Annotated in this window: 15 protein-coding genes; 4 read left to right on the plus strand and 11 right to left on the minus strand. The window is 50.4% G+C overall.

Annotated features, from left to right (window positions below; translation table 11 throughout):
- The first annotated feature begins 59 nt into the window (after window positions 1-59).
- Window positions 60-965: a GGDEF domain-containing protein gene (locus ACZ2GZ_RS08195; RefSeq protein ID WP_470295181.1), complete on the plus strand. Its 906-nt coding sequence runs from the start codon at window positions 60-62 to the stop codon at window positions 963-965.
- Between the two features lie 191 nt (window positions 966-1,156).
- Here the strand turns inward: ACZ2GZ_RS08195 and ACZ2GZ_RS08200 are convergent, their stop codons facing one another.
- The 4 genes from ACZ2GZ_RS08200 to ACZ2GZ_RS08215 all read right to left on the minus strand — a co-directional run bounded on the left by ACZ2GZ_RS08200 (window position 1,157) and on the right by ACZ2GZ_RS08215 (window position 6,333).
- Complete coding sequence (locus tag ACZ2GZ_RS08200) at window positions 1,157-3,136, minus strand: methyl-accepting chemotaxis protein (protein WP_251135209.1); 1,980 nt, start codon at window positions 3,134-3,136, stop codon at window positions 1,157-1,159.
- A gap of 172 nt (window positions 3,137-3,308) precedes the next feature.
- Window positions 3,309-3,776, minus strand: coding sequence for an SRPBCC domain-containing protein (locus ACZ2GZ_RS08205; protein ID WP_214713672.1), 468 nt, complete (start codon window positions 3,774-3,776; stop codon window positions 3,309-3,311).
- Window positions 3,777-3,902: 126 nt separating this feature from the next.
- Entirely contained in the window at window positions 3,903-5,411 is a 1,509-nt protein-coding gene (locus tag ACZ2GZ_RS08210) for an AMP-binding protein (RefSeq protein WP_251135210.1), read from the minus strand.
- Between the two features lie 61 nt (window positions 5,412-5,472).
- Window positions 5,473-6,333, minus strand: a complete 861-nt coding sequence (locus tag ACZ2GZ_RS08215) for an SDR family NAD(P)-dependent oxidoreductase (RefSeq protein WP_131471161.1) — start codon at window positions 6,331-6,333, stop codon at window positions 5,473-5,475.
- 249 nt (window positions 6,334-6,582) lie between these two features.
- Between ACZ2GZ_RS08215 and ACZ2GZ_RS08220 the strand changes: the two genes are divergently transcribed.
- The gene (locus tag ACZ2GZ_RS08220) at window positions 6,583-7,218 is read left to right on the plus strand and encodes a peroxiredoxin-like family protein (protein WP_131471160.1); all 636 of its coding nucleotides are present in this window, start codon (window positions 6,583-6,585) and stop codon (window positions 7,216-7,218) included.
- A 76-nt stretch (window positions 7,219-7,294) separates the two neighbouring features.
- Here the strand turns inward: ACZ2GZ_RS08220 and ACZ2GZ_RS08225 are convergent, their stop codons facing one another.
- The 7 genes from ACZ2GZ_RS08225 to adhE all read right to left on the minus strand — a co-directional run bounded on the left by ACZ2GZ_RS08225 (window position 7,295) and on the right by adhE (window position 16,611).
- Entirely contained in the window at window positions 7,295-7,816 is a 522-nt protein-coding gene (locus ACZ2GZ_RS08225; RefSeq protein WP_131471159.1) for a GNAT family N-acetyltransferase, read from the minus strand.
- A 141-nt stretch (window positions 7,817-7,957) separates the two neighbouring features.
- Complete coding sequence (locus tag ACZ2GZ_RS08230; protein WP_131471158.1) at window positions 7,958-9,865, minus strand: PTS fructose transporter subunit IIABC; 1,908 nt, start codon at window positions 9,863-9,865, stop codon at window positions 7,958-7,960.
- Window positions 9,862-10,791, minus strand: a complete 930-nt coding sequence (gene pfkB / locus ACZ2GZ_RS08235; RefSeq protein ID WP_029595569.1) for a 1-phosphofructokinase — start codon at window positions 10,789-10,791, stop codon at window positions 9,862-9,864. The genes ACZ2GZ_RS08230 and pfkB overlap by 4 nt, the downstream gene beginning before the upstream one ends.
- Entirely contained in the window at window positions 10,788-11,534 is a 747-nt protein-coding gene (locus ACZ2GZ_RS08240) for a DeoR/GlpR family DNA-binding transcription regulator (RefSeq protein ID WP_029595570.1), read from the minus strand. The genes pfkB and ACZ2GZ_RS08240 overlap by 4 nt, the downstream gene beginning before the upstream one ends.
- Window positions 11,535-11,673: 139 nt before the next feature.
- Window positions 11,674-12,585 carry an alpha/beta hydrolase gene (locus ACZ2GZ_RS08245; RefSeq protein WP_029595571.1) on the minus strand — a complete coding sequence of 304 codons (912 nt, stop codon included), beginning with the start codon at window positions 12,583-12,585 and terminating at the stop codon, window positions 11,674-11,676.
- Window positions 12,586-12,688: 103 nt separating this feature from the next.
- Window positions 12,689-13,879 carry a zinc-binding metallopeptidase family protein gene (locus ACZ2GZ_RS08250; protein ID WP_214713676.1) on the minus strand — a complete coding sequence of 397 codons (1,191 nt, stop codon included), beginning with the start codon at window positions 13,877-13,879 and terminating at the stop codon, window positions 12,689-12,691.
- A gap of 140 nt (window positions 13,880-14,019) precedes the next feature.
- Window positions 14,020-16,611, minus strand: a complete 2,592-nt coding sequence (gene adhE, locus ACZ2GZ_RS08255; protein WP_214713678.1) for a bifunctional acetaldehyde-CoA/alcohol dehydrogenase — start codon at window positions 16,609-16,611, stop codon at window positions 14,020-14,022.
- Between the two features lie 386 nt (window positions 16,612-16,997).
- On the opposite strand from adhE, the gene ACZ2GZ_RS08260 reads away from it, so the two are divergent.
- Entirely contained in the window at window positions 16,998-17,444 is a 447-nt protein-coding gene (locus tag ACZ2GZ_RS08260) for a MarR family winged helix-turn-helix transcriptional regulator (RefSeq protein ID WP_021067328.1), read from the plus strand.
- A gap of 79 nt (window positions 17,445-17,523) precedes the next feature.
- Window positions 17,524-18,237 (plus strand): YebC/PmpR family DNA-binding transcriptional regulator, encoded by a 714-nt coding sequence (locus ACZ2GZ_RS08265; RefSeq protein WP_021067327.1) that lies wholly within the window; start codon window positions 17,524-17,526, stop codon window positions 18,235-18,237.
- Window positions 18,238-18,381: the final 144 nt, after the last annotated feature.

The following is an 18,381-nucleotide window of genomic DNA, read 5'->3' on the forward strand; positions in this document are numbered from 1 at the left end:
GGTATAAAGTATCAGTACGAACGTCCTACACTACCGCTACGGTTAGGAAAGGAGGAAGTATGCGTTCACGCATATGTCATACAATGGCTGATCAAGAACGGACTCATCATGACACGCACACCACGAAACCCGATCCTTCCTCATGGGACCAGCTTCCAATCGGCCTGTTCGCCTTCGATCGGCACGGCCAAATCGTGAGCTACAATGAATCATTTGTCCATTTACTTGGGATACTTCCAACCTCGAATCTAATATTCGAGCGATGTAGCTCTTCCTCGTTCGACTTCTTGGGCGCCATCCGGAACGTCTTGAACGGCGAGACGATTCGCTTGGCCGGCTGGTATAAGGCGCCGGAGCGGCAACCTCGCTTCATCCGGACGACGATGTCCCCGAGTTTTTCAGCAGATGGAAAACTCGACGGCGGTGTCGGTATTTTAGAAGACGCGACGGAACAACGTCGCTATGAAGAGCGGATGGAACACTTGTCTTCGCTCGATCCGCTGACGGAACTATACAATCGGAAGAAAGTCGGGGATGTTCTCTCGACGACGGCTCAGGAGACCGTCGACAAGCGGGCACCCGCCGCTGTCATCATGCTCGATATCGACTACTTCAAACTTGTCAACGATACGTTCGGCCATCCGACCGGAGACCTCGTCTTACGTTCGATCGCCCAACTACTCAGGCGCAACATCCGCAAGTGGGACTCGATCGGCCGCTGGGGTGGTGAGGAATTTTTAATCGTCGCCCCGCAGTCGACACTCGCCGATGGCGTTCAGCTCGCGGATAAGCTCCGGCAAAAGATTAACGCCGAGCCGTTCGGTCCCGTCCCGCGCGTTACATGCTCGTTCGGCGTCAGTTCGCTCGAAGGCGGAAAGACGGTCGAGCAGGCACTCCAAGACGCAGACGAGGCGCTTTATGTCGCCAAAAACCGCGGCCGCAATCAAGTGTCGAGCAAACGATAGTGTTGAAAAAGGATGCGTCCGTGCATCCTTTTTTTGTGGACAGACGATTGCGTCAAGTTGGCTTGCCTTTACAAACTTGAGGTAGATGATGCCAGGGCATTCATTCGGTCATCAGTCAGTGAAGCATACTTGTAATAAACAAAAAAGGGATGATCATCTGCCTCGAACAGATCCTCATCCCTTTTTCTCATTCATACGTTAAAGCGTGATACGAGCTCCTGCAACTCTTCTGCCATATCCGCAAGTGACTTCGCGGATTGCGCAATCTCTTCCATCGAACCGAGTTGGTCCTCCGTCGTCGCGGCCACTTGCTTCGAGGCGACCGAGTTCTCATCGGCGATATGGGCGATTTGCGTCGCTGCGGCCGAGGCTTCTTCGACGTTCGCGGCAATCTCTTCAACCGTCGCCGTCACGTCCTCGATTCGCGGTGTCATCGCCTGCGTCTGGGTCATAATCGTTTGGAAACGCTTGGCCGTGTTTTCCGTCGTCTCGAGCCCGGCTTTCGTATGAGCCGACACTTCTTTCATCAACTGGACCGAACGTTCCGTCTCTTGTTTGATATTGTCAATCAACTCGGAAATCTGTTTCGTCGACTGTTGCGATTGTTCGGCGAGTTTCCGTACTTCGCTCGCGACGACGGCGAAGCCTTTCCCGTTCTCACCAGCCCGCGCCGCTTCAATCGCAGCGTTCAAAGCGAGCAAGTTCGTCTGGGTCGCGATGCCGTTGATGACATCAACGATATTGCCAATCTCGTTTGACCGTTCGGCAAGCGAGTGGATGACTTTCCCAAACGTCTCGACCGATGAGTCGATCGCTTGCATCTGGGCCACGTTTTCCGTGACAGCAGTCGTCCCGTTCTCGGCCTCGAGCGCCGTCTCCCGTGACAGCTCTGACACGTCGGTCGAGCTTTCCGCGATGCGCATGATACCACCGGTGATGGCTTGGAGCGATACGGCGTTATCGTCAAGTTGACGTTTCGAGTCATCCGCTCCGGCGGCCATCTGTTGGACCGCACCGGCGATTTGTTCCGAGGCGGCCGTATTCTGCGCCGAGTTGGCCATTAGTTCCTGTGACGAGGCGGCGACTTGTCCGATTGATTGATCGAGATTTTGGATGATGGCGCGCAAGGAACGCGTCATCTCGTTGAAACTTGCGGCGACACGACCGACTTCGTCATTCGACTCGACGACGATGTCTTCGGTCAAGTCACCGGCTTGAATTCGTTCGGCCCCGACCGTCAAGCGGTTCAACGGACGCAAAATCGAGCGTAAGATGACGTAGAGCAGTCCCGCTGCCAAGACGAGCATCAATCCGATCACACCGACGGTCGTCCATAAGATTCCAGACGTCTCATCCGTGATTTCTTCATCATACAGCGTCCCGGCAATTTTCCACCCGGTCAACTCGTTCGTCATGAAATCCATCTGCTTGCCTTCATTCTCGAACTCATAGGCAAAGCGGCCCGCATTTTCCGCATAGAGCGGTTCAATCCATTCGCCTTCCCCTTTTTCCCCAGGCGCCATCGTCGGATGGGTGACGAACTGTTGTAACGCATCAAGAATTGTCACGTAGCCTTCTTTCCCGATTTGAATGCTCGCCGCGACGGCTGCGATATCGTCAACGTCGACGTCCACCGCGATCACCCCGCGACCATCCGTCCCTGTCTGCGACAGCGTGATCATCATCTTGTTCGAGGCTGCATCGACATATGGGTCCGTCACGACGACGTTCCCACCGGCCGCTTCGGCCGCTTCATACCAAGGACGCGTGCGCGGGTCGTAATCATCCGGTAACTCTTGCGCCGGATAAATCGTCATCTCGCCACCAGTCGAGGCGTAGTAAATATTCGTCACGTTCGGATGCGTCTCCAAATACTCGAGAAACTTCTCTTCCAAGTCGAGGTTCTCTGCCCCCGACTCGTAAAGGGACGAATCAATCCGTCCCGCAAAGAACGCGACATCGCGTTGAATCGGTTCAATCAGGTTGGTGATTTCATCATTCATCCGCTCCACTCCCGCGTGGGCCGACTGCATAATTTGTTCGGTGATTTTCTGTTTCGCCTGATTGTAGGCGACAAACCCAATCAATAAAGAAGGAATCAATAATAGCACCAACGACATCGTAATCAATTTTTGTTTGATGGTGATGGTTCGGTCGTTCATTCGTCTCATAAAACAACTCCCATTCTCGAGAAAAACTCGTTATGTTAACCTTTGTATCGGACAGATGGAGGAGGATGTTGACACCCTAGACAAAAAAACATCACCTTTTTCTATTTTTCATCATTGAAACCCTTTTCATACACAAAAAGACCGTCTGTTCGCAGGAAGCGAACAAACGGACTCAGTCGTTGGTCAAATAGCGGGCCAGATTGTCGAGTGTGGAGCGAAGTCCGGCATCATGGTCTTGTTTCTGAATGCCCGGCGGCACGTTCTCACAGACGATCGTGATGCGCGTCCCTCCATCGAGCGCCTCCAAATTCCACGTCTGAATCATCTCACCAGCAAAGGCCGGGTCGGATGACTCGAACGTTCCGATTTGAACGATTTTGAGGCCGGGAACGAGTTCCAAAAAACGGCCGTTCGACACGTCGGTCCGGTCCGTCGTTTTGCCGGAGGCGAAATCAGTTTCTTCATACGTAAGAACGAGCTGGTACGTGCCTCCAATCCAAGGCTCGAACACGGTGGCGCGAGCCGACATGCCTTCCGGCGGTAGCCACTCGACGAGCTCATCAGGGTTGAGAAATGCTTGATAGACCCGTAAAGGTGTTGCCTCAATCCATGTCGTGGCTGTATCGATACGTCGATTCATTTCGGATCACTCCTTCATCGAATGCTGAGAATTATCCGGCTGTATCCTGTTTTCTAGGAATTGATGTAGTGTTACCATCACTTCTGTCAAAACGGTGAGCGTTCTAAACGTATCTTGATTTGACACTCAATTTTTATCACTCGAATCCTCAATTACTTTGCCCTCAGTACGAGTCATTGTTTGAACTCGTCTCCTATCCAACTTGCCCACAGGTGTATACGGCAACTTCTCAACAAAAGTGATTTCTCGGGGGATTTGGTATGCAGCCACTCGCGTGCGTAACCAGCTCAAAAGTGCTTCCTCCGTCATTTTATTATCAGCATATAGCTGTACGAATGCCTTCAGAATGTTGCCAGCGTAGACATCGTCCACACCGATGACAGCGACGTCTTCGACACTCGGATGATTGCACAAAGCAGCTTCGATTTCCGACGGATAGATATTGTTGCCGGCTGAAATGATCAAATCGTCTGTTCGTCCACATAGAAAATAATAACCGTTCTCGTCCCGGTAACCCATATCGCCAGTTTGAATCCAAAGGTTTTGGCTGTTTTTCATGGACCACTTATTCCGAATACAAAATTGCCCAATCCTGCCGGGTTCAACTTCTTTTCCATCCACGACTACTTGCAAGTGGCTTCCCGGAATTGCTTTTCCGAGCGTGTCTGGATGATCATATAAATCTTCGGGAGTAGCAATGATGTTCAAGCCGGCTTCCGACGTTTCGTATAGGTTGTATAAGACGTTCCCCAGATGATGGGTTACTTCACTCACTAAAACCGGATTTAGTTTTGCACCTCCAGACGCAATGCAAGCCAGGGATCCGAGCGCTTCTTGATCGTGCTTCAACATTTTATGGACCATCAAAGGAACGACCGTGACCACTTCCACTTGATGCTGCCGAATGAGGGCGCATGCGTTTTTCGCATCAAAGCTCTCTTGAATGATAACTTTCTTTCCTAAAGCCAGAAATGATAGCAGGACAGCGATCCCGTAGCCATGGTAAATCGGCGTTGCAATATAGGCCGTGTTGTATGTTGGCAGCTGCAATCGGTTCAGTAAAGCCGCAAACGGATTTAGAAAATTAAACAAGGATGGGCGGTGAACCACTTGTTTGGGCTTTCCAGTTGTACCACCGGTCAACAAGACAACCTTTCCGCTGGAAGAGGCCGTCAGTTTGTCTTTTCGATGTGGAGCCGACGTTGACAACCTGTTGATGGATTCATGTGTTTCATGATAACTGACGAGTTTCGCATGTTGATATGAAGATTTTTCAATCAATCCACTAAATTCTTCGTCGTAAATCAGGAAGTCGAAACGATGTTCTTGCACGAGGCGATCGAACTGTAGTTGACTCATCGAACAATTGAGCAAGTATATATCTGCGCCGAGCCGTGAGGCAGCAAAGATGCCTTGCACGAACGACGCGTGGTTTTTACAGAAGAACGCTACTCTATGTCCTTTAACAATTCCATACCTCTCTGCTAAAAGAGAAGCGAGATGTTCAGAGCGCTTCTGCAACTCCTCATAATTGAGTGTTCCCCGACTATCTACCAAAGCAGTCTTTTGGCCTCCTGTCTTTTCCGTCAATGAAAAAAGAAGCATCAGGTTTACACCGTTTTGACGGATTGCCAAGCAAAGACGTCCTAAGTTCGATGGGGAAAGAAAATTGAGCTGCGACAATATGTTCAATAAATTAAACATGGTCTCTGTCACGCTCCTTTTTCTTTACTAACTTGAGAACGATAAAGGATAACGGTGATCTGAAAACAACTGAAGCCCATTGACCTAGAATCAGCCACCACGGTTTATAAACTTTTCGTTTCGTATACAAGGCGTGTCCAATCATTTCCGCCACGTGAACCGGTGACATGGCAGGAGAACTCTGATAAGCAATGGTCGGTTTAATCATGGGTGTTCTCACGAGCGGCAGGTAAATAGAAGTGGTGTATATGTTTTTGACTTTCAGTTCCGGCTCCGCCGAGCGCAACCACGTATCAAACGCGGTTTTCGACGCCTGGTAGGCAGCCCAATAAGGTATGGGGAATAACAAGACGTTGATAGAGGAAAGATTGATGATTTGCCCATTATTCTTGGCAAGCATCGGAATGAGCGATAGCAATAACTGGACCGGGGCAAAATAATTAAGTGCCATTGTACGTGTGAAGTCATGGTAACGATCCAGCGACTGGGCAATTGGACGGTTTATGGAGATGCCGGCATTGCTGACGACAACATCTAATCCGTTCGTCAATTGATGCAGAAATGCCAGCAAGCCTTTTCGTTCCTCTTCATTTCGCAAATCTGCCGGGAATACTGTTACACGGGCTGTAGCCTGTTCAATGTCGACTTTCATGATGTTCATGTTTGCTTCGCTGCGCGCCACTAGAATCAGGTGCGCAGTCGTATCCGCTAATAGATAGGCGAACTCTTTGCCAATCCCTGAACTCGCTCCAGTAATCAGGACAGTCTTCCCATCCATTTCTTTTTTCATCTTCTCAAAATTGAAGGAAGGCGATAAAAACAGGGCTCTCTCCAATAGAGTGTAGTTATGCATGTCGCCAGCACCTTTTTATAAAATATCGTGATTTGATAAGTTAGCTTCTCACTAATTCATTTCATAAATTTTACCATTTTTATCCGATTCATGAAATAGGTAAGGATATCGTGAATACATTCCACATAAAGGCGTCAATACGGGATTTTAATTTCCACGTTCAAGTGTTGTACGTAATGTTATAAGGAAATCCTCATAATTGTAATCCCAAATTTGTTAAGTTACCCTATCGGAAAAGGGGGTAAAGATTTGAATACATTATTGGAAGAAATCAAAGCGTATAAAGAACAATTCAAACAAAAGGCACCAGCTGAAAAGCAACGATTGATGGCACAGGCGACGCAAGAATTGAAAGATTCGGGGATGGCGTCCGGTCTAGTAATAGGCGATCAAGCACCGATGTTTGAATTGCCTCATGCGGACGGAACTCAAATCGATTTGAAGGTACTTCTTCAAAAAGGACCTGTTATCGTCACGTTTTATCGCGGTGGATGGTGCCCCTACTGTAACCTCGAACTCCGAGCGTATCAGCGAGAATTGGCACAAATCGAGGAAAAAGGTGCGACACTCGTGGCCATCAGCCCGGAAACGCCAGATTATTCGCTATCGACGAAAGAAAAGAACGAGCTCGACTTTTACGTATTGAGTGACGTGGACAACCATGTCGCACGACAATTCGATCTCGTCTTTGATATGCCAGATTACTTAATTGAGATTTACGAAGCATCCGGACTTCACGTTGATTCACATAACGGGAATGAGGACTGGCAGCTTCCGAAGCCAGCGACATTCATCATTCAACCAGATGGCACGATTTCATTCAGTGATGTACCCTCTGATTATACGGAACGTGTCGACCCGAAAACAGTCATCGGAAAATTGTAAAAAGTGAGGAGATGACACGTGTCATCTCCTCATCTGTTTTAAAAAAAGACTGTAGAGGGATCTACGGTCACTAAGCTTAGGCTCCCATAATTGAATCATGACGGGTCGTTTCCCAACCATATGCCACTTCGCGGAGCAACAATTCGCCAAACTTCCGATCTTTTTGGTCGATGACCTGTCCTTGTTTCCGCTCATAAAATGTACGGAACGGATTCATCTCAAGCGCCCAAATCAAAAGTCCCGCCTCACACATGGATTGGACGGCATGTTCAAGAAGAGCGGACCCGATTCCGTTCCCTTGATGATTCTCCAAAATATAGATGGCATATACTTCGTTCGTATGGTTCGGATACTCCCCTGTTCGCTCTTCGCCGTAAAGGACGAAACCCACAATCTCATCATTCACAATCGCCACAAAACCGGCTATTTCTTGCCGATGAAGCGCTGTCCGCAACCGTTCTGCCCATTCAATGGAACCGGAAGAAACTTTTAATAAATACTCAGTTGGTACGATCCCCCGATAGGTCGTACGCCATCCGTTCACACGCACTCTCGCAATCCCATACACATCATCTGGTTTGGCGACCCGAATGTCCAATGTGACCCCCTCCTAACCCGAAGCTTTACAAATAGTTTACCACAAATCCCCAACTCACAATCCAAGATTACGTGAATTTTGATCGTTCTTCCAACACAAAAAAAGAGACGCCACCTCCACTGAGGCAACGTCTCTCGTTGATTATGCAACGTCTTTTGATTGAACCTGTGTTGACGATGTTAAAGGTTTTTTCAAGAATGACAAGAGCAGTGCTCCAATCAAGGCTCCGGCAAGAATCGCGAGGGCGTAAAGACCCATGCTCATGACGACGTTTCCAGCTCCTTCAAGAAGTGGGAAGACGAAGACTCCACCGTGTGGCGCTGGCAATTGGATAGCGAAGAAGGCTGACAATCCACCAGCGATGGCTGATCCGAGAATCGCTGACGGCAATACCCGAATCGGGTCGGCCGCTGCAAACGGGATGGCCGCTTCCGTAATGAACGAGGCACCCATGATATACGCTGTCTTCCCGGCTTCACGTTCTTGTTTCGAGAACTTTTGACGGGCGAACACAGTCGAAGCGAATGCGACGAGAAGCGGTGGTACCATCCCACCGGCCATGACAGCTGCCATGATTTCTTGGTTACCGGCAGTGAGTGCCGCTGTACCAAAGACGTAGGCTGTTTTGTTGATCGGACCACCCATATCGACGGCCATCATTCCACCGACGATAACACCGAGCAAGATGGCGTTGGCACCGCTCAGGCTGTTCATGACATCCATCAACCATGTCATGAAGGCTGCGATTGGTTTATTGACAACAAGTAACATAATCATACCGGAAATAAATGATCCAAGTAACGGATAGAGCAATACCGGTTTAATTCCTTCAAGCGAGGCCGGTAGTTTAGAAAGTGCTTTAACCAAGAAGAGGACGACATATCCGGCAAGGAAACCGGCGATGAGTCCGCCGAGGAATCCGGCGCCACCTTGGCTGGCTAATAAACCAGCGACAAGACCTGGTGCGAGACCTGGACGGTCGGCGATTGACATCGCGATGAAACCGGCAAGAATCGGGACGAGGAAGCTAAAGGCTGCACCACCGATTGTGTTGAGTTGTGCCGCAAATTCATTGAATGACGGGTCATCTGGGTTTGCCGAGTTGATGCCCCAGAAGAAGCTGATGGCGATCAAGAGACCACCAGCGACGACGAGTGGGAGCATCGCGGATACACCGCTCATCAAGTGCTTGTAGATGCCTGTGCGCTGTTCTTTCGTCCCACCTGACGAACCGGTTCCCCGATACACCGGTGCGTCTTGTTTGACGGCCCGGTTGATCAACTCTTCCGGCTTCCGGATGCCTTGGGCGACCGGGACTTCGATAACATGTTTTCCGGCGAACCGGTCCATCTCGACGGCTTTATCGGCCGCGACGATGATGGCAGTCGCTTTCGCGATATCGGCAGCTGTCAATTCGTTTTTGACACCGGTCGAACCGTTCGTCTCGACTTTGATGTCAACTCCCATCGCCTCTGCTTTTTGCTTCAAGCTATCGGCAGCCATGTACGTGTGCGCGATACCCGTTGGACAAGCCGTGACAGCAAGGATGTAAGGCGCGTCCGCTTGAACCGGTTTCGAAGCAACAGGAGCCGCCTCAGCCGCTTCTTTTTCTTCGATGGCCCGAATGACGTCATCTTCTGATGTGGCCGCATAGAGACGTTCTTGGAACGCTGGATCCATAAGGAAGACCGATAATTTCGAGAGTGTTTCCAAGTGTTCGTTATTGGCGTGCTCCCCGGCAGCGATCATGAAGAACAAGCGGCTGTCTTGGCCGTCGAGTGCTTCGTAATCGATTCCTTCCGAGCGTCCGAAGGCGATGGCCGGTTGTTTGACGGCTTTCGTCTTCGCGTGCGGGATGGCGATCCCTTCACCGAGTCCGGTCGTACTTTGTGCTTCACGTGCGAGAATCGCGTCGCGGTAGCCGTTACGGTCCGATAGTTTGCCAGCGTGGTCGAGCACGTCGACGAGTTCTTCGATGACTTCGGCTTTCGAACGGCTGCGGAGATTCAGTTGAATCGTGTCCTTTTTAAGAAGGTCCGTGATGTTCATGTTGTTTCCTCCAATCGAGATAGTGGGGTGACGCTGACTTCGCCGACCAAGCGGTCCACGTCTTCTTTTGTGCACAGCCCGAACGTATATGCAGACGCGCTGCCGGTCGTGACCGCATAGCGGAACGCCTCGGTTGCGTCGTGGTCGAGAATGTTGGCGACGAATCCGGCGACGAGTGAATCGCCTGCGCCGACCGAGTTGACGAGTTTGCCACGCGGTGTGTTCGCCGTATAAGCGCCTGAAGCGTTCACGAGCATCGCACCGTCACCGGCGAATGAGACGATGACGTTTTGAGCACCGCGTTCGACCAACTGCTCCGCATATGGAAGTGCCTGCTCGAACGTCTCGATGTCTGTATCGAACAGTTCACCGAGTTCATGGTGGTTCGGTTTAATCATGAGCGGTTTGAGTGAGAGGACTTCGAGCATCGCTTCCTTCGTCGTATCGACGACGAACTCGGCACCGTTTGCCCGAACCGTCTCAGCGAGCGTGCGGTAGAGTGTATCCGGCAGATTGCCCGGAATGCTTCCGGCGAGGACGACGATGTCGCCCGGTTGAACGTGATCGAACTGACGCGTCAACCGTTCAAGTTCCGTGTCCGAGATGACCGGTCCGCTCGCGTTCAATTCCGTCTCTTCTTGCGCTCGAATCTTGACGTTGATGCGCGTCTGACCATCGACTTCGACGAAATCGGTTTGGACGCCTTTGTCGGTCAGCGCCTTCTTGATGAAGTCTCCCGTCGTGCCGCCGACGAATCCTAACGCGACCGTGTCGACGTCATATTCACGTAAGACGAACGCGACGTTGATGCCTTTTCCTCCGGCCCGTTGCGTCGTCTCTTGAATCCGGTTGACTTCACCGAGGACGACCTCAGGGAGCGTCACATAATAATCGATTGAGGGGTTCAGTGTTAACGTGTAAATCATTGGGCGTTCACCACCTTTGTGATTGATTGAATTGAACTGACGCTTGTCGAGTCGCTCCATGTGACGAGTGTGGCCGCTTCGAGCGGTGCCACCCGACTGAACGAACGTTTCCCGAATTTTGAATCGTCCGCCAAAATGTACGCCTCGCGAGCCAGTTCGATTGCTGTTTTTTTGACGAGTGCCTCTTCCGGGTCTGGGGTCGTGTACCCGGCCTCTAGGTCGACGCCATTGATGCCAAGAAAAGCGAGGTCGACCCGATAGTTCATCATGCTCTCTCGAGCGTTATAACCGACGAGTGCCTGTGTCGACCGTTTCAACTCACCGCCGATCACGAACGTCTTGATATCGAGGTCGAACAAGTCGTTGGCGATCGGTAAACTGTTCGTCACGACGATGACGTCTTTTCCATCTAAAAAAGGAACCATCGCTTGCGTCGTCGTCCCGGCATCGAGATAGACGGACATCCCGTCTTCGATGAATGTCGCGGCCTTCCGTGCAATCGCGACTTTTTCATCGACGTGTTGATCTCGTTTCTCCTCGAACGTCGGCTCCTCTTCGTAGCGGGCCACGAGCGTTGCGCCGCCGTGTACCCGTTCGAGATAACCTTCTGCTTCGAGGTCGGTCAAATCCCGGCGAATCGTCGACTCCGACGATGCCGTCAACTCGACCAATTCTTTCAATTTGACAATCTTTTGCTCCGACAGACGTTGCAAAATCAGTTGATGTCGTTGCTTCGTTAACATCATATTCCCTCCGTAGCTCTAATATAAAGCGTTTTCATTTAAAAAACAATCATAAACATTCAAAAACATTCATCTTTTTTTACGTTGTCACAATTATAACATAAAAAACGGTCACTTAGTGACCGTTTTTGACAGTTCATTATCGTTTCATCAACCAATCGTTCAATCGGCGGATGAGTTCGGGATGAAGCGGCGCCTCAATGGCGTCCCGATATTCCTTATGCAACGTGAGGAGCGCGTGCGGACTCGTCCGTTCGACGAGCAAGTGGTTCATGTCATGGATGATGTGGCTGTCGACGTCCCCTTTCGTCCGAATCGAATGGACGTGCTCCGGTGGGACTTGGACGTCGCGGTCGCCGGTCAGGGCGAGCACGGGAACACGCACATGTTCGAGCCGCTCCCGGACGTCATAGGATGCATGCTCGCGAATCCACTTGGCGTTGACGACTTGGCCGCGGTACTTGAAAGCGGCGACATTCGTCCGTAACGACCGTTCGAGCAAATCGTCTTGGCGCTGACGAATCTTCTTCGGGACGCCGGTCAATCGATAGAACACGCCCTTGAGTCCTTTCACCGAACCGACTTCAGTTGCAAGTGCGTCGGCTTGCAACAAAAACATCTTCTTCGAGGAATCGTTGAATCCGGCGAGAAGAATCAGTCCGGCCGCGTTCGTCTCGAGCTGGACCGCCGGGGCGATGACGGCCCCTTCGCTGTGGCCGAGCACATACATGTCCCCTGCGTCCGGCTCCTGTTCGATGGCGTTGACGACGGTGATCGCATCTGTCACCAGGTCGTGCAGACCGACTTTATTGAAATCACCGTCCGATTCTCCGATGCCTTGTTTATCATACCGATAGACGTTGACACCCATCTTAAAGAGCGCCTCGGCCAGTTTTTTATATGTGCCGAATTGGGATGGTCCCAAATTGCCGTCTCTGTCGCTCGGCCCGCTCCCGCTGAGCAGGACGACCGTCTTTCGGGGCTCGCCGTGGGTCATCCACGTACCGGCCAGTTGTCCATAATTCGTTGTCACGTTCAGTTGTCGTTCCATCGTATCGCCTCCCCTTTCATCATACCGAAGTATTTAAGAGAGGACGAGTGTTTATCCGTAAAGAAAAGACGTTCTTATTAGGAACGTCTCGGGAAAAATCGTTTCATTGAGTGATCAGCCACTGCTTCAGCCATTCAACTTGCTCTTCCATCACTTCATTGGATAGACGATCTAGATTATCGTATTCAGTATGCAAGTCATAAACCGCCAACCGCGAATCGCTCAGGACGGCTAGAGGTAAGTCAGCTTCTCCGTAGCTGTCCAGACTTGAACTGCCTAATATCGTCACATCAAGTGAGTCGAACGGTTCTGTCTCTAAAAAGGAGTGGCGTTTCATCCCAATCGTTCGAATGTAAAGTGGGTCGTCGCCCGTTCCTATGGCATCTAACTGCAGAATCGTCTTTACCGATGGTTGACGCTCTTTCAATTGAGCGAGATAGTCATCACTTGCCTCTTCTCCAAACCCACTACCATTTAAAAAAACGTAGCGGATTGTGGCATCGGTTTTCACACCGTCCATCTTTTCTAATAAATGATAAAGGACGGAAGACCCACTAACGCTTGAGAGGACATGATCCCCTTTCCACGAAGCGTCAAGGCGAGACATGATGACAATTTCTTCATCCCCTTCCCCTTGTTGAACATACTCTATATACGGTATTTCTTCGCGGTACGGTTCGATGACAATCATTTCGCCATCACGAAAAGCTTTGGCCGCCTCTCCATCGACTCCGGTACCCCCAATCGGTAATGTATAGGAAACAATCACGAAGCCGCTCTCATCCGGTTCATTTGGATGCGGTGTAATGACGTAACCGGCTGCCCCTGCTTCAGCGAGTTTACCTAAGTAACGGTTGGCCGCTTCATCATTATCGATGACCCCGTAATAATCTGACGTATAGGCCGTATGCGACTTTTCGAGAGAAGTGTCTGTCATCGGCAACACAATCACTTTGCCTTCCACTTGTTCGATGGGGTCATCCCAGTTCATATGTAAAAGTTCACCTTTGATCTCCTGTTCGAGCGCCATGCTCGAGTATCCTTCAAAATAATCGTCGCCTAGATAAATGTCCGTCCAATAAGTAGAGCGCTCCACGTAATGGACGACACGCTTCGCACTCACTTCTAGCTCTGTACCAAATGTGTCAAAAAACTCAAAACTATCATAACTATCTGCATCCCGATCTTGTGACGCAAAATATTCAGCCGTTTCATAAGGACTTGTTGATGAAAGCGGATTGAAATAAAGAAAAACGGTAAATAGTGCCGACAGTAAGCTGTACATAATTGTCATTTGCGTATCTCCATCAAAATTACTCACCAATAAATGGTTGTATTATCCTATTATATTAAGTGATCTGACAATTGTATATTTCTTTTCACAAAAAAACGGCTTCCCTCTGAATGAGGGAAACCGTTTGATTGGTGCAAGACTTATACGCCTTCGTAAGCAGCGTACATAATCTCTTTCAATTCTTCAACGAGCGGCATTTTCGGGTTAGCCGTCGTACATTGGTCTTCAAACGCGTCGACTGCCATCTTGTCGACTTTCGCGTCGAGGTCCGCTTTCTTGATGCCTTGGGCTTTGAACGAGAGCTTGATGTTCAAGCGCTGACCAAGCTCGATGATCGCTTGGATGAGCGATTCGACGCCTTCTTCCGTCGTGCTGGCTGGAAGTCCGAGGTAGCGCGCGATTTCAGCGTAACGCTCGTCGGCGATGAATGACTCATATTTCGGGAACGCCGCGAGTTTCGATGGGCGTGTCGCGTTATAGCGGATGACGTGCGGCATAAGGATCGCGTTCGTCCGTCCGTGTGGGACATGGAACTCGCCACCGATTTTGTGTGCGATCGAGTGGTTGATACCGAGGAACGCGTTCGCGAACGCCATACCAGCCATTGTTGATGCGTTGTGGACTTTCTGACGTGCTTCGGCGTCACTGCCGTTCTCATACGCTTTCGGGAGGTAATCGAAAATCATCTTCATCGAACGAAGCGCGAGTCCATCCGTATAGTCGTTTGCCATGACCGAAACGTACGCTTCGATGGCGTGTGTCAACACGTCCATTCCTGTATCAGCCGTGATTGAAGCTGGGACCGTCATGACGAACTCAGGGTCGACGATGGCGACGTCCGGTGTGATCGCATAGTCAGCGATCGGGTATTTGACGTTGCGTTTCTTATCCGTGATGACCGTGAACGGTGTCACTTCAGAACCCGTACCTGATGTTGTCGGGATGGCGACGAACATCGACTTGTTACCGAGCGTCGGGAATTTGTACGTCCGCTTGCGGATATCCATGAATTTTTGGCGAAGGTTCGAGAACTTCTCTTCTGGGCGTTCGTAGAAGAGCCACATGCCTTTCGCGGCATCCATCGGTGATCCACCACCGAGGGCGATAATCATATCTGGTTGGAAGTGACGCATCGCTTCGGCACCGCGCATGACCGTCTCAACTGACGGGTCTGGCTCGACTTGGTCGAAGATGCGGTACTCGACGCCAGCCGGCAAGTTTTTGACGACTTTATCGGCAAATCCGAGTTTGACCATCATTTCATCCGTGACGATCATCGCCCGTTTTTTCGATGTGAGCGATTGAAGGTATTGGACCGAGTTTTTCTCAAAGTAAATCTTTTCAGGGACTTTAAACCATTGCATATTCACGCGACGTCTCGCCACCTTTTTCACGTTGAGTAGATGTTTCGCCGTCACGTTCTCAGAGACGGAGTTTTTACCGTACGACCCACAACCGAGTGTGAGTGATGGTGTCATTTCGTTATAGAGATCACCGATGCCGCCGTGTGCCGTTGGCGAGTTGACGATGATGCGGCAAGCTTTCATCCGGAGTCCGAATGCGAGGATGGCGTCGTCGTCAGTCGAGTGGATGGCTGCCGTATGACCGAGACCACCGATTTCAAGCATCTTCTCTGCGATGGCGAAACCTTCTTCACGCGATTGGACTTTGTAGGCTCCGAGTACTGGGCTGAGTTTCTCATGTGAGAGCAACTCTGTCGCACCGACCGTCTCGAGTTCGGCGATCAAGATTTTCGTATCGGCCGGGACTGTGAGTCCAGCTCGTTCGGCGATCCAGGCTGCAGGCTTCCCGACGATTTCCGGGTTGACCGCACAAGAGTCTGTTTTAATGACGAGTGTCTCGAGTTTTGCTTTCTCTTCTGGTGAGCAGAAGTAGCAACCGAGCGCCGTCATTTCGGCTTTCACTTCTTCGTACACTTCTTGGTCGACGATAATCGCTTGTTCAGATGCACAGATCATCCCGTTATCGAACGTTTTCGACAAGATGATGTCCGAGATGGCACGTTTTACTTTTGCTGTTTTGTCGATGTAGGCCGGAACGTTACCAGGACCGACGCCAAGGGCTGGTTTACCAGTCGAGTAGGCTGATTTGACCATCGCCGCTCCACCAGTTGCGAGGACCATGGCGACTCCTGGGTGGTTCATGAGCGCTTTCGTCGCGTCGAGTGACGGTTTTTCAACCCATTGGATCAAGTGTTCCGGAGCTCCCGCTTCGATGGCTGCGTCACGAAGGATGCGTGCCGCTTCACTTGAACACTGTTGTGCCGATGGGTGGAAACCGAAGATGATCGGGTTACGTGTTTTGATGGCGATGATTGCTTTGAACATCGTCGTTGATGTCGGGTTCGTGACCGGTGTGACCCCGGCGACGACACCGACTGGTTCAGCGATGTACGTGATGCCGTTTTGCTCATCGTCCTCGATGACGCCGACCGTCTTCTCGCCACGGAGTGAGTTATAAATATATTCTGTCGCAAAGATGTTTTTGATCATTTTATCTTCAAACACACCGCGACCTGTTTCTTCATATGCATGTTTCGCGAGGGCGACGTGTTGTTCGAGACCGGCTAACGCCATCGCTTGAACGATCGCATCGATTTTCTCTTGGTCGAACGTCATCAATGTCTCAAGCGCCGTGTGGGCTCTAGTGACGAGCGTATCGACCATCTGTTCTGCTGATGTTTCTACTACTGCTTTCTCTTTAACTGCCATGTTGGTTTCCTCCTCATGAATGAGAGCTTATACTGTTGACTTGATGGAGAGCACGGGGCAATCAGTTGGTTTGAGAAGAGTTTGTGCTTTCCTTCACATTCATAGAATACAATGTTTCTCGCATTTTGTGCGTGACAACAATGTGAACTCTTTCACAATATTTTTTAGGAGAATGAGGATAGGGCTTGCTTTTTCATATGACGCTCAGTAAAATCGAATGCGTTTTCATGAAAATAAAGCATATGCGATATGTAAACGCTTACATCCATTGTGTCCATGATGAGGCGAATGCGCTGTGCAAAATGTCACGGGATGAGGATTGGTCGTCCACCCTGCGCTCGGTCGTGTATAATGAAGAAAGAACCTAATTAGGAAGTGACATGATTATGCCGAGACAAGACGCAGCCGATCAGTTCGTGAAACTGATCCCATTAATTCGCCGGAAGTTATTACGTCGTTCCGACCTTCCGCAAATCCCAAACTTAAACTTTTCCCACTTTCATCTCCTCATGTTGATTGAAGATGAAGGTGCGGTCACGAACGGACACATCAGTGAGACGTTATCGATTGCCCCGCCGAACGTGACGCCGCTCATCACGAAGCTCGTCGATGAGGGCTACATCACCCGCGTCCCGGACGAACGCGATCGCCGCGTCATCTGGAATCAACTGACCGAAAAGGGCGAACTCGTCCTCCGCGAGCGTCGCGATTCGTTCCGTCGCCTGTTCGAGGACCGTCTCGCGTTTCTGAACGAGGAAGAGACGGACCGCCTAATCGACAGTTTGAAGACGTTGACGGAGATCGTCGAGAAGATGGATAAAAGCGAGGGATGATTTTTGCTCGTCAACATCCACGTCTTCTTATATAATCGAGGATGAATCAATCGAACAATGGAAAGAGAGATGACATGTAATGGGTCGTAAATGGAACAACATTAAAGAGAAAAAGGCGTCAAAAGACGCCAATACGAGTCGCATCTATGCGAAGTTCGGCCGTGAAATCTACGTAGTCGCCCGTCAAGGGGAACCAGATCCAGAATCAAACCAAGCACTCAAGTTCGTCGTCGAACGAGCGAAGACGTACAACGTCCCGCGCGCAATCATCGACCGCGCCATCGACAAAGCGAAGGGCGGCGACGAAGAGAACTTCGATGAGCTCCGCTATGAAGGATTCGGACCGAACGGCTCGATGCTCATCGTCGACACGCTCACGAACAACGTCAACCGGACGGCGTCTGAAGTCCGCGCCGCTTTCGGTAAAAACGGCGGCAACATGGGTGTCAGCGGGTCGGTCGCTTACATGTTCGACGCGACGGCTGTCATCGGTGTCAACGGCATGTCTGCTGACGACGTACTCGAACTCATGATGGAGCACGACCTCGACGTCCGTGATGTCATCGAAGAAGATGAGACGGTGATCGTCTATGCGGAACCAGAAGCGTTCCATGCCGTCCAGACTGCCTTCAAAGCAGCAGGCATCGAGACGTTTGAAGTCGCCGAGTTGACGATGCTGCCACAAAACGAGATTGCCCTCGACGACGAGTCGAAAGAACAGTTCGAAAAACTACTCGACGTCCTCGAAGACCTCGAAGACGTGCGCCAGGTATACCATAACGTTGAAGGATGACGAACGAGCGATAACTTTTCGGAGTTATCGCTTTTTTTGAACAATCGATTTGACAACCCGAAACACGTATGTTAAATTTCAAAAGTCTTTATCATATTAAAGTGATAACAAGAGAAAGAGTTTTGAATGAAAGGTGTTGGAAAT

The sequence above is a fragment of the Exiguobacterium sp. KKT215 genome (genome assembly GCF_055635335.1).